Genomic DNA, 13,052 nt, shown 5'->3' with positions numbered 1-13,052 from the left:
CTGTTTTTGTTCAGATACAAAAAGCCGACCATAAGGTCGGCTTTTGCAATCTTTAACGGCTATCAATTAAGCTTCGAATGGGTGAACTTTGATGATAGTTTCGTTACGGTCAGGACCTGTAGAGATGATGTCTACTGGAACGCCAGTTAGCTCTTCAATACGCTTGATGTAGTCAAGAGCTGCTTGTGGTAGAGCATCTAGTGACTTAGCACCAAATGTGTTCTCAGACCAACCAGGCATTGTTTCGTAGATTGGCGTTGCTTTTTCGAATGCTTCAGCAGCCATCGGAGAAACTTCTAGCACGGAGCCATCTTCCATCTTGTAACCAGTACAGATTTTTAGCTCTTCTAGACCATCTAGTACGTCTAGTTTAGTTAGACAGAAACCAGATACAGAGTTGATTTGGATTGCACGACGCATAGCAACAGCATCGAACCAACCTGTACGACGTAGACGACCAGTTGTCGCACCGAACTCGTGACCAACTTCACCTAAGTGCTTACCAATTGGATCTTGCTTATCTAAACCGTCGTATAGTTCAGTCGGGAATGGACCAGCACCAACGCGAGTACAGTACGCTTTCGCGATACCCAAGATGTAACCGATGTGACGAGGACCAAAACCAGAACCTGCAGCAACACCACCAGCAGTCGTGTTAGAAGACGTTACGTACGGGTAAGTACCGTGGTCGATATCAAGTAGTGTACCTTGTGCACCTTCGAACATGATCTTGTCGCCGCGCTTACGTGCTGCGTCTAGTTCGTCAGTTACGTCGATAACCATTGACGTTAGTAGTTCAGCGTAGCCTTTAGCTTGCTCAAGTACTTCTTCGTAGCTTACTGGCTCCGCTTTGTAGAAGTTAACTAGTTGGAAGTTATGGAACTCCATGACTTCTTTTAGCTTCTCTGCGAAAGTCGCCATATCGAATAGGTCGCCAACGCGTAGACCACGACGAGCAACTTTATCTTCGTATGCTGGACCGATACCACGACCAGTAGTACCGATAGCTTTTTTACCGCGAGCGATTTCGCGAGCTTGGTCCATTGCAACGTGGTAAGGAAGAATTAGCGGACATGCTTCAGAAATGAAAAGACGCTCGCGTACTGGAATACCGCGCTCTTCAAGAGGCTTCATTTCTTTAAGTAGAGCTTCAGGTGATAGTACAACACCGTTACCGATAACACATTTTACGTTATCGCGAAGGATACCTGATGGAATTAAGTGAAGAACGGTTTTTTCACCGTCAATTACGAGAGTGTGACCTGCGTTGTGACCGCCTTGGTAGCGTACCACGTATTTTGCATCTTCAGTTAAAAGGTCTACGATTTTACCTTTACCTTCGTCACCCCATTGGGTGCCTAGAACGACTACGTTATTTCCCATCTTTCCAAGTCTGATTGCTAGTTAAAAATGGATTCTAGCACCGAATCACGCTTCTTGCAGTCATTTTTTGTTCACAGAGTTGCTACCAGAATGTCATCTTGCCGCTTTGTTCATTTTGAAATCAGCATATCACTGATAGTATTTAGCTTTCTCTATTCGACTGGAAAGCGCTATGTCTGAATCCATATGGTTGGCGATTGGGCTCGTCTTGATCGTGGAAGGCATTGGGCCACTGATTGCTCCTAACGGTTGGCGGAATATGGTGGCTCAATTAAGTGAACAACCCAACAATCAGCTACGACGCATCGGTGGTTGCCTAGTAGTTGCTGGAGCCGTAATCGCCATCATGATGAGCTAGCACTTAGCATCAGATACAAAAAAGGCTCCCTAAGGAGCCTTTTATTTCAATGAGATGCGGAGATTATTTCTCCATGCTGCCCTTCGACTGGTTCATGTATTGGAAGAACTCACTCTTCGGATCAAGCACCAGAATATCGCTCTTAGAGCTGAAGGACTTCTCATACGCACGTAGCGAGCGTAGGAAGCTAAAGAACTCAGGGTCTTTGTTGTACGCTTCAGCATAAATCTTCGCAGCTTCAGCATCCGCCTCACCTCGTGTCACACGCGCAGTTTTATCAGCTTCAGCTAGAATAGTTGCTACTTCTAGTTCTGCTTGAGCACGAATAACTTCCGCTTTTTCACGACCTTGAGAACGGTGCTTACGAGCAACGGACTCACGCTCCGCACGCATACGACGGTAGATAGACTCACTGATTTCATCAGGCAGGTTGATTTTCTTCATTCGGAAATCAACGACACGAACACCCAAGTCTTTCATTGCGCTTTCACGCGTGTCTTTCAATACTTCAGACATGATTAGGTCGCGTTCACCATCAATCTCAAGCGCCTCACGAGCCGCTTCAGTTGCGACAACATCGGCACTTGCGTCTTCTGGTAGCACATCATCGTTACGTGGACCAGATACGATCTGTTTGATTTCACGAGCACCGATTTCAGAACGAAGCACGTCCGTCACTTTACGCTCAAGTAGTGCCTCTGCCGTTAGCGAGTTACCACCGCCAGTCGCGAGGTAGTAGCGACCAAAATCTTCAATACGCCACTTCACGTAGGTATCAATGATAACGTCTTTTTTCTCAGACGTTACGAAACGGTCTGCACGACCATCCATTGTTTGGATACGTGCATCAAGTTGTTTCACACGGTCAAACAAAGGCATCTTGAAATGCAGACCAGGCTCGTAAATTCGAGTGATGTCGTTATTGTCTTTCAAGACACGACCAAATCGAACCACGATACCGCGCTCACCTTCAGGAATCACAAACAAAGACATCAACATTAATGCCAGTGCGATTACCAGTACAGGGATCATTAACTTACGCATTCTTAGTATCTCCCTTGACGTGAACCTGTTGAACGAGACTGCGTGTTCGAAGTGTCTTCTTGTGTACGATCAGACTCAAGTTGAATTTGATCATAGGTTGAAGATGACTTCGATTTACGTTTGGTATCTGCTTTGCCCTCTTGTCCCGCCAACTTATCGATTGGAAGGTAAAGAAGATTGCCGCTTGATTCCGAGTCAATCAACACTTTCGAAGTGCTTGAGTACACCTCTTCCATTGCGTCGATGTACAGACGATCACGCGTTACACCAGGCGCTGCTTGGTATTCTGGTAGTAGTTTTTCGAACTGTGCTACCTGACCAAGAGCCTCGTTAGTGACACGCTCATTGTAACCTTGTGCTTCTTTCTTCAAACGCTCTGCACGACCCGTTGCCTTAGGCAAGATTTCGTTCTTGTATGCTTCAGCTTCACGAATGAAACGCTCTTCATCCTCACGTGCTGCGATTGCATCATCAAACGCATCTTTCACTTGCTCTGGTGGACGAGCAGACTGGAAGTTCACATCAACAAGTACCAGACCCATATCATAGCTATCAATGATTTGGTTCAGTGTTTCTTGCGTAGTTTGACGAATTTGCTGACGACCACTGGTTAGAATGCTATCCATCAATGAGTCACCAATTACTGCACGTAGTGCAGAATCCGTTGCTTGACGCAAGCTGTCGTCTGCATTGGTTACACGGTACAAGTATTTGTATGGGTCAGTCACTCGGTACTGAACATCCATCGCAACTGTTACAACGTTTTCATCTTTAGTCAGCATTAGACCAGATGCACGTAGTGAACGAATCGCTTGTACGTTTACCGCTTCGTACTCATCAATAAAGCGAGGACGCCAGTTAAGACCTGGGTCTACGATACGATCGTATTTACCTAAACGCAGTACAACACCACGCTCTGCTTCACCGATGGTGTAAAAACCAGCGAAGAACCAAACTGCAACAGCAATCAGAGCAATCACGCCAAAGCCAATTGCACTACCACCACCGCCGCCGATTGGAGAACCACCGCCGCCTTTTTTACCAAACTTGCCGCCCAGCTTTTGACTCAGTTTGTTGAACACTTCATCTAAATCTGGCGGACCTTGATCTCGGCCACCAGGACGCTGGCCACCACGATTATTATTACCCCAAGGGTCATTATCGCGGCCATTGTTGCCGTTGTTATTTCCAGGCTCATTCCACGCCATTAGAAAGCTCCATCATTTGATATGACGTTATACTGTAGCAGTCCTTTAAGTGACTATAAAGCCAGTCAAAACTGCCCCTTCTCTTTTTTCAAGTCTAGACCAATCTACTTGCTGCATTCGAATATCGATCAACAAGTTACCATCCTGGTCATATTCCTCACGTTGAATACACTTCATTTGGAAGAAGGTACTACGGAATCGTCCTTGATACTGTGGAGGAATTCGCAACTGATGCTCGACCATTTGTGACGCCAGACGTTCCGTCAGCGCCTCAAACAGGACATCAATGCCCAACCCATCCATTGCTGAAACCCAAACTGCGCGAGGTACGCCTTCCTCGTCTCGTTCTATACGTGGTTTCTGCGAATCTAGATTGTCGATTTTGTTCATGACAACCAGAGTCGGCACTTCATGCGCGTCGATCTCTTCTAGTACTTCATGAACAGCTTGAATATTCTCACGAAAACGCTCATCACTGGCATCAACAACATGTAACAAAATGTCAGCTTCTTGCGTTTCCTGCAAGGTTGCCTTGAAGGCCGCAACCAAGTCGTGTGGCAAATGTCGAATAAAACCAACCGTGTCTGCCAAGATGGCAGGACCAACATCTGCTAACTCTATCTTACGTAAAGTCGGGTCCAAAGTAGCAAATAATTGATCAGCCGCGTACACGCCAGCTTCTGTAATACGGTTGAAGAGTGTCGACTTACCCGCGTTGGTGTAACCCACAAGTGAAACCGTTGGGATTTCAGCTCGATTTCGGGCGCGGCGCCCTTGTTCACGCTGCTTCGCTACTTTGTCTAAGCGTCGCAGGATGGCTTTGATTCTGTCACGCAATAAGCGACGGTCGGTTTCCAGCTGGGTTTCACCCGGGCCACGTAAACCGATACCACCTTTCTGCCTTTCAAGGTGCGTCCAACCACGAATCAAACGAGTAGAGATATGACGAAGTTGAGCCAGCTCTACCTGTAGCTTACCTTCGTGTGTTCGAGCTCGTTGAGCAAAGATATCGAGAATAAGACCAGTGCGGTCGAGAACTCGACATTGGCACAGTGCTTCGAGGTTACGTTCTTGGGCAGGAGAGAGGGCGTGATTAAAAATCACAATTTCGGCACCCGTTGATTGTACCGCTGTAGCAATCTCTTGGGCCTTACCCTCTCCGACATAGTATTTCGGGTGTGGGGATTGACGACTACCAGTTACCACTTGTAGCGCCTCTACCCCAGCAGAAGAAACCAGCATTTCGAACTCAGCCAGATCTTCCCATTCACCTTCTTGCGTGAAGTTGATATGAACAAGTACGGCTCGCTCACCGGATTCATAACGGTCAAACAAGCAATCAACTCCTTATTTTAAAAATACTCGATGAAGAATTAATCTTCTGATTTCTCTTGTGGACGCTCACCTTGTGGACGTTCACCGCTGTGATGGCTCACTGGACGAGCCGGCACAACTGTTGAGATCGCGTGCTTGTACACCATTTGGTTAACAGTATTCTTCAGCAGGATCACAAATTGATCGAATGATTCGATCTGACCTTGTAGTTTAATACCATTCACAAGGTAGATAGATACCGGGATACGCTCACGACGTAGCGCGTTTAGAAATGGGTCTTGTAGAGATTGCCCCTTAGCCATTTTTATTTTCCTTATTTAATTTGTAGTTGTAATTATTTAGCTAGTGGTGCAATGCAAAAGATACGTCTTTTGCATCTGAGCTAAACGAATCAAAAATGCACTCTAAGTAATTAGCAGCATAGTATAAAAACCGCCAACAACAGATCCTTTGAGAGTGCGTTCACGCAAAAACGATCACATTATACACAGCTATGTCAATCAGATGCTATTGCTTCCGACATCGTTTCTAATGCCTGTTCAATGTTCTCGCTATCCAACCAAGTTAAATCATCCCAGCTGCGTAACCAGGTGATTTGACGCTTGGCCAATTGACGAGTCGCGCATACGCCACGAAATACCGCTTCGTCACGTGTACACTCCCCATCTAAATACTCCCACATCTGTCGGTAACCGACGCATCGTATGGAAGGAAGATCGGGGTGAAGATCTTTTCGCGAATATAACGCTTTCATTTCTTCTTCAAAGCCCGCTTCCATCATCTTCTCGAAACGGAGTTCAATCCGACGGTGAAGTTCTGCCCTATCCTTGGGAGCTATTGCAAACTGCTTGACTCGGTATGGTAGGCTTTCACCTTTCGTTTGAGTCAATTCAGTCAAAGTTTTACCTGAAATGCGAAAAACTTCCAATGCCCGAGATAAACGTTGGGGATCATTGGGATGGATTCTCGCGGCTGACACAGGATCAACCTCTTTGAGTTCATCGTGCAACACTGACCAACCTTTAGTCAATGCCTCTTGTTCAATTTGCTGACGAATTTCAGGATTTGCAGCAGGAAGTGGTGATAAACCTTCAAGTAACGCCTTGTAATACAGCATTGTTCCACCCACAAGAAGTGGAATTTTTCCTTCTGCAACAATATCATCCATCGCTTTCAATGCATCTCGACGAAAGTCGGCGACAGAGTAAGATTCACTTGGATCCAAAATATCTATCAAGCGATGAGGCGCCAAACTTAACTCTTTTTCATCCGGTTTCGCCGTACCGATATCCATCCCTTTGTAGATCAAAGCAGAATCAACACTGATGATCTCAATCGGAAATTTTTGACGAAGACGAATCGCCAGCTCAGTTTTGCCTGATGCAGTTGGCCCCATTAAAAATAGCGCCAAAGGTAGTTTATCTGTCATGGTTTTAATTTGGCTATCGTGGCAGAGAAATCAACAGCGGATACGAATTTTGTATCTTCTAATGGCAATTGACCATGTCTTAGCTGTTCAAGTTCCGCAATAATTTGAATGGCTTCAGAAAAAGTATAGTGACTCTTCACTGTCGTGACCTGTAATGCGAGCCAATCTATCAACTCAGACAGCATCTGAGCCGCTGCTATACCTTCGTTCACACAAGATTGCGCGTAAGATAACAGATCTGGTACTAAATTTTGTAAGTTTTGTTGACGCAGCGGAGCTGGGACGCCCATCACCATCAAGGCGTGCTCGTTTCTCGCTTTCAATTGAATACCAAGCAATGCCAAATCTTGTTGATAATCTTGGGCCAGTCTCACTAATTCGGCCTCTAACTTAATAGATAGAGGAACAAGCAGAGGTTGTGCCTTGAGTGCACCATCGCTTGGAGAAAGCTGGCCTTTTACACGATAAAATTCTGCTCTAGGTAACGAGACTAACGCCGCCCCACTGTCACTGCTCATCAAAACAAATTGTTCATCGACCACCATCAGCGCTTTGCCTAATGCAGTAATCGATGGCATTGATGTGTGCGAAGTTATCGTTTGGGGCGCTATTGGAGTGACTGCCTGAGCCTCAAACTCTGGCGTTTTCAGCAGCTCGTGATAAGCGCGTACTTCTTGTTTAGTTGGCGCTGGTTCTACGTGGCGCTCTTTACTGTGACTTGGCTTTGGTGCAGGTTTGGATTCCACCCAATCATTACGTTTGAATGACTCCACTACGCGCGCCTCTCGCACGGAGGTTTCACTAGGACCGCTATTACGAGGCTTCACTTCATAATCACTGCGTCCAGGATAAGCCGGTGTACTCTCTATCGCTTGATAAACCCGCTCTGGTACTGGTGAAGATGCTGGCTCTTGTACTTTTTCAGGCTCTGGCGAATGCTCAATCTCTTCGGATTCAGTCTGTTCCACGCGATGAAATGCCGATTCATTCACCTGTGGTTTATCAATCACAGCGCTTTGTGAAAGTGCATCCGTCAGAGCTTGATAGATGAAATCATGCACCAAACGAGCTTGGTGGAAACGCACTTCATGCTTAGCAGGGTGAACATTCACATCTACTTGGTGCGGATCTAGCTCAATAAAGAGCACATACGCAGCAAACTGATCTGGCTTTAAGCTCATTTCATAGCTTTGACGAATCGCGTGATTGATTAATTTGTCACGCATCATTCGGCCATTCACATAGCAATATTGTAAATCGCTTTGCTGCCTTGCTCCCTCTGGCGTGGTAATCCACCCATGTAGATTTAACCCTTGATGCTCAAGCTCGATTCTGAGCATGTGTCGAACAAACGCGTTACCGCAGACAGCTGCAATACGTTTTTCGGTTTGAAGCTGATTTTTCGCCGCACGATATTGACGAATGATCTTGCCGTTGTGGCGCACATTGATGGTGACATCAAAGCGGCTTAACGCAATGCGTTTCAATAACTCATCAATATGAGCAAATTCGGTTTTCTCCGTACGAAGAAACTTGCGACGCGCTGGAGTATTAAAAAATAAGTCCAACACTTCAACAGTCGTGCCAATCGGGTGCGCTGCTGGCTTAAGCTTCACCTGCATATCACGCCCTTCGGAGTAAGCACTCCAAGCTTCTTCTTGTGCCGCAGGACGCGACGTGAGCGTCAAACGCGAGACTGAGCTAATACTGGCTAACGCTTCACCGCGAAAACCTAGACTCATAATGGCTTCGAGATCATCTAAGGTATGTATCTTAGATGTCGCATGACGACTGAGCGCTAAGCCGAGTTCATCTTTCGCGATACCTTTTCCGTTATCACGAACACGAATCAGCTTTGCGCCTCCTTTCTCGATATCGATATCGATTCGAGTTGCGCCAGAATCAAGACTATTTTCAACCAGCTCTTTAATCACAGAAGCAGGTCTTTCGACCACTTCCCCTGCGGCGATTTGGTTTGCAAGTCTGGCTGGCAAAATTTTAATCGTCATAATGAGTTAGAAGCTCACCTACTTGTTTGGAATGATCAGGACTTGCCCAACCGCTAGCTGATCAGAGCGTAAGTTATTCGCTTTACGAATGCTCGATACGCTAACGCCGTATTTGGACGCTATTTTGCCAAGGAACTCACCCCGAGAAACCTTGTGCTTACGAATCGGTTTATCTTTTACCGCGACCGTTATCTTCAACTTTTGCCCTACCCACAAGGTATCTGACTTCAAGTTATTCTCTCGGCGGATATCTGAAACCTTCACTTTATAGTGATTCGCAATCTTACCTAAGAACTCACCAGACTTAACCTTGTGCGTAATGGTTTCTGTCTCAACAGTAATCGGTTTACTTGGCACTTTAATCGTACCAGCAGAAGGAATGTTGAGCTTCTGACCAATTGCCAAGCCTGTCGACTTCAAGTTGTTTGCCGACATCAGCGCTTTAGAGCTAAGCCCATATTTGTTCGCGATCACCGATAATGACTCGCCACGCTTTACAATATGTACCATTGGCTTCGCTGAAGGCGAGAACACCGTACCCTCTGGTGGGTTATCTTTTAAGTACTTGACGACCGCCTTAGTGATAGCCTGAGCTAACTTATCTTGGTGCGCTCGTTGAAACAGTAAACGCTCTTCTGTTGGGTTAGAAATAAAGCCCGTTTCCACTAGCACAGACGGAATCTGTGGAGAGCGTAAAACCGCAAGGCTGGTGTTGATCGGTTTGGTGTTATGCAGGTGCGCAACACGTCCCATCTCACCTAGGATTTCTGTTGCCAGCTTATAGCCTTCTTTTTGTGAATGACTAAACTGCAAGTCCAACAAAGTTTGGTTCACGTTACGATCTTTTGTCTTCGTGAAGAACGCATTACCCGAGCCGCCCAATAACTCAGACTGTTTCTCATGGTTCTCGACCCAACGAGCAATTTCGGTATTTGCACGACGAGTATTTAGTACGAAGACCGATCCACCGCGAGGCTTCGGTGAAGTAAACGCATCTGCGTGAATGGAAATCAGCAAGTGCGCATCATTTTCACGAGCAATCGCGACACGACGGTTTAAGTTTACAAAATAATCTCCCGTACGAGTCATGCGCGTTTTAATACCAGGAGTCGCATCGAGCTGAGCAGCAATTTTTCTTGAGATACTCAATACCGCATCTTTCTCGTACTTACGACGTGAAGGGCCAATAGAGCCAGGGTCTTCCCCACCGTGACCAGGGTCGATAACAATTAACACTTCTTGAGCTCGTTGAACTGAACTCATGTCTTTGCTGGCCGCCGCTGGCTTACTCGGTTTAGAGGTCGATGCCTTCTTACCGTGCGGTAAATCAATCACCAAGCGGTGACCATACTGCCCACCTGGTGTTGGGCTTAATTTAAATAATTCCGCTTGAACGCTCTTTTTTAGTTCAAACACCAAACGATAAGTGCCCTTCTCTGGAGGCGAGCTTTTTCGTACCAGTTTTAAAACAGGGCTATCCGTAACAGTAACAGGCAGTCTGGCCTGCATCGTCGTGCTTTTTAAATCCACGACAAGGCGATCCGGCCCTGATAAAGAGAAATAGGAATAGTCAGCTTCCGAGCCTAAATCGATGACAACACGCGTTTCATCAGGTGAAGGCCAAACTCGAAAACTCTTAACGACGTTAGCAAATGCTAAATTGGGGATGAGAAGGAGAAAAGTGGCGACAAACGTCGCCACTACTCTAAAATTTGAAAAACTCAACATAGCTCCAATCGACTGAGTAACTGCACACCATAATCATTATTAGCTGTTAGTTCGGCTACACGTTGCTCACCTTGGTAGCGAATGTTTACATCAAGATCCGGTTGTGGCAGTAAGCCATGCCCTTTTTCAGGCCATTCAACCAAGCAAATCGCATCGTCTGTGAAATAGTCTCGAATACCCATAAACTCAAGCTCTTCAGGATCCGCAAGACGATAAAGGTCGAAGTGATATACTTGCCACTGATCCAACTGGTACGGTTCGACTAGAGTATAAGTTGGACTTTTCACGTTACCTTGATGACCAAGAGCACGGACAAAACCACGACTAAAGGTTGTTTTACCTGCACCCAAATCACCATGCAGATAAATTGTGGTTTGCTGGGAACAAAGCTGAGCCAAAGCGGTGCCTAGTGCAACCGTTTCATGCTCATCTTTTAAATTGAATTGTTTCGTGCTCATTGATGCTTCTCTAACTAATGATCGTTGACTATATAAAAATCAAAAGAACAGGAATAGTAAACCGTGTTGGTTTTGAGAGACAAGCTTTCAAATGTCATATGTGCGAAAAAAGTATCCAATAAACGGTATCTTAATCATCTTAGTATCGACCTAGATTTAGAATATATGCAAATGACTTCAATAAGCAGTATTCACAACATCAAAAACGTACCTAACTGGGTAGCACCAAAGCCAGAGATCCGTTAAGATCCGCCCCCCTTTATTCCGGTGGTTAACATGAACTACGAACAACTCGCACAACAAATCAAAGTTTGGGGAAAAGAACTCGGCTTCCAAAAAGTTGGGATCTGCGACGTTGATCTGAGTGAACATGAAGCAGCACTACAAAAATGGCTTGATGCAGGCTATCACGGCTCAATGGATTGGATGGCTCGTCACGGTATGATGCGTGCTAGACCCCATGAGCTACTCCCGGGAACCGTTCGTGTTATCAGCGTCCGGATGGACTATCTGCCACCAGAGGCTCAATTCGCTTCGAACCTCGCGAATAAAAGTCATGCCTATATTAGCCGCTACGCACTAGGGCGCGATTATCACAAGCTCGTCAGAAAGCAGCTAAATAAGCTCGGCAAACTTATTGAACAAGAGGTTGGTCAATATGGTTACCGACCTTTCGTTGATTCCGCACCAATATTAGAGCGACCTCTCGCCCAAAAAGCGGGCTTAGGTTGGACCGGGAAACATTCCCTGATTTTAGATCAAGACAGTGGATCGTGGTTCTTTTTAGGTGAACTACTTATCGACTTACCACTACCCGTAGATGAGCCAAGCGTTGATCAGTGCGGTAAATGCAAAGCATGCATTACATCATGTCCAACACAAGCCATCGTTGAAGACAAAGTTGTCGATGCCAGGCGTTGTATCTCTTATCTCACCATCGAGTTCGATGGCGTGATTCCTGAAGAGTTTCGAAAGCCAATGGGTAACCGCATTTATGGTTGTGACGACTGTCAATTGGTTTGCCCATGGAACCGCTACGCCGACATAACGGAGCAAGATGATTTCCACCGTCGTGACAGTTTCAAAAACCCTGACCTCGTCGACATGTTTAACTGGGATGAAGCGACTTTTCTAAAAAATATGGAAGGCTCCGCTATCCGTCGTATTGGTCATATACAGTGGCTACGTAACATCGCTGTCGCACTTGGTAATGCAGAATATAGTCAGCGAATCATAGATGCGCTGGAAAGTCGGCAAGGTGAAAATAAATTACTTGATGAGCACATTAAATGGGCTTTGACAGAGCAACTGAATCAACTCCCCACTGAGAGTAATTCATCTATAGAGACGAAAAAGCAACGCTTAATAAGGATAGTCGAGAAGGGACTGCCGAGAGACGCATAGAGCGTAGTCTATATGCAAGAGATTGAAAGTACTTTTGCATGTTCAATTCATGACCTTGTTCTCAATTTTGTAATGTGGAAAAAAATTTGAGATTCAAGAAAAACAAGCTAGCAGAAAAAAGTTAAACACAGCTCGGAGAAATGACTAGGATCAAAAAAATACCAGTTAATGATCGTATTTTAACGTACTCGATCCGACAAAAAACTTATTTTTTCTTTATATAACAAAGATTTAATTGATATTTCTTTGTTGTTTCAACTTCACTTTAGAGAAAAGATCTTTCTTCCCCATCATAAAAAGTCAAGCTAAAAACACTTTATCAACCAACTTATCCACAGAACGACGTATGTGGATAACTCTGTTAATTAAAGTAGATAAAACACGCGAAGCCTCATCATACTTGTACGTCAGCCGATTCATATCGTGTTTTAAACACAAACGAAATCGTCCGACATCATATGATGCGGATAAAAGTTTAGCTTTTGGGGATTCATGCTTCGCAGCATTATGAAAAGAGCGATGTGATTGGTTGCGAGAAGCAGGCGTTGAATCAAGCGGCGCATCCGTAGACGACTTAACAATTGTATACTAAATAAGTACTCAATCTATCGTCTTGTATTTGGTTGCGGGGGCCGGATTTGAACCGACGACCTTCGGGTTATGAGCCCGACGAGCTACCAAGCTGCTCCACCCCGC

Annotated in this window: 11 protein-coding genes; 2 read left to right on the top strand and 9 right to left on the bottom strand. The window is 45.5% G+C overall.

The genetic code is table 11. The annotated features are described in order from the left end of the window. Positions 1 to 66 precede the first annotated feature (66 nt). A complete protein-coding gene (locus tag R7P64_RS22920) occupies positions 67 to 1,383 on the bottom strand; it encodes an adenylosuccinate synthase (protein WP_005381385.1) in 1,317 nt (438 codons plus the stop codon). A 172-nt stretch (positions 1,384 to 1,555) separates the two neighbouring features. Here R7P64_RS22920 and R7P64_RS22915 point away from each other — a divergent pair, with 172 nt between their 5' ends. After that, positions 1,556 to 1,741, top strand: coding sequence for a DUF2065 domain-containing protein (locus tag R7P64_RS22915; protein WP_005381383.1), 186 nt, complete (start codon positions 1,556 to 1,558; stop codon positions 1,739 to 1,741). Positions 1,742 to 1,804: 63 nt separating this feature from the next. Here the strand turns inward: R7P64_RS22915 and hflC are convergent, their stop codons facing one another. The 8 genes from hflC to tsaE form a co-directional block, all read right to left on the bottom strand. Beyond that, positions 1,805 to 2,785 (bottom strand): protease modulator HflC, encoded by a 981-nt coding sequence (gene hflC, locus R7P64_RS22910; protein ID WP_005381382.1) that lies wholly within the window; start codon positions 2,783 to 2,785, stop codon positions 1,805 to 1,807. Between the two features lie 2 nt (positions 2,786 to 2,787). Then, positions 2,788 to 3,993 (bottom strand): FtsH protease activity modulator HflK, encoded by a 1,206-nt coding sequence (hflK, locus tag R7P64_RS22905; RefSeq protein ID WP_017633728.1) that lies wholly within the window; start codon positions 3,991 to 3,993, stop codon positions 2,788 to 2,790. Between the two features lie 45 nt (positions 3,994 to 4,038). After that, positions 4,039 to 5,328 carry a ribosome rescue GTPase HflX gene (gene hflX / locus R7P64_RS22900; RefSeq protein WP_005381380.1) on the bottom strand — a complete coding sequence of 430 codons (1,290 nt, stop codon included), beginning with the start codon at positions 5,326 to 5,328 and terminating at the stop codon, positions 4,039 to 4,041. 38 nt (positions 5,329 to 5,366) lie between these two features. Next, positions 5,367 to 5,630 (bottom strand): RNA chaperone Hfq, encoded by a 264-nt coding sequence (hfq, locus tag R7P64_RS22895; protein ID WP_005381379.1) that lies wholly within the window; start codon positions 5,628 to 5,630, stop codon positions 5,367 to 5,369. A gap of 194 nt (positions 5,631 to 5,824) precedes the next feature. After that, complete coding sequence (gene miaA, locus R7P64_RS22890) at positions 5,825 to 6,757, bottom strand: tRNA (adenosine(37)-N6)-dimethylallyltransferase MiaA (protein WP_047103958.1); 933 nt, start codon at positions 6,755 to 6,757, stop codon at positions 5,825 to 5,827. Next, positions 6,754 to 8,766 carry a DNA mismatch repair endonuclease MutL gene (mutL, locus tag R7P64_RS22885; RefSeq protein WP_318119263.1) on the bottom strand — a complete coding sequence of 671 codons (2,013 nt, stop codon included), beginning with the start codon at positions 8,764 to 8,766 and terminating at the stop codon, positions 6,754 to 6,756. The genes miaA and mutL overlap by 4 nt, the downstream gene beginning before the upstream one ends. Before the next feature lie 18 nt (positions 8,767 to 8,784). Next, positions 8,785 to 10,494, bottom strand: coding sequence for an N-acetylmuramoyl-L-alanine amidase (locus tag R7P64_RS22880; RefSeq protein ID WP_025768796.1), 1,710 nt, complete (start codon positions 10,492 to 10,494; stop codon positions 8,785 to 8,787). Continuing rightward, positions 10,488 to 10,952, bottom strand: coding sequence for a tRNA (adenosine(37)-N6)-threonylcarbamoyltransferase complex ATPase subunit type 1 TsaE (tsaE, locus tag R7P64_RS22875; RefSeq protein ID WP_005381372.1), 465 nt, complete (start codon positions 10,950 to 10,952; stop codon positions 10,488 to 10,490). The genes R7P64_RS22880 and tsaE overlap by 7 nt, the downstream gene beginning before the upstream one ends. A 276-nt stretch (positions 10,953 to 11,228) precedes the next feature. Between tsaE and queG the strand changes: the two genes are divergently transcribed. Continuing rightward, entirely contained in the window at positions 11,229 to 12,356 is a 1,128-nt protein-coding gene (queG, locus tag R7P64_RS22870; protein ID WP_318119262.1) for a tRNA epoxyqueuosine(34) reductase QueG, read from the top strand. The last annotated feature ends 696 nt before the right edge of the window (positions 12,357 to 13,052 follow it).

Origin of the sequence: Vibrio sp. 2304 (assembly GCF_033339475.1) — a bacterium.
Taxonomy (GTDB): Bacteria; Pseudomonadota; Gammaproteobacteria; order Enterobacterales; family Vibrionaceae; genus Vibrio; species Vibrio alginolyticus.
The sequence above is the reverse complement of the archived record's forward strand: the minus strand, read 5'-3'. Positions and strand labels throughout refer to the sequence as shown.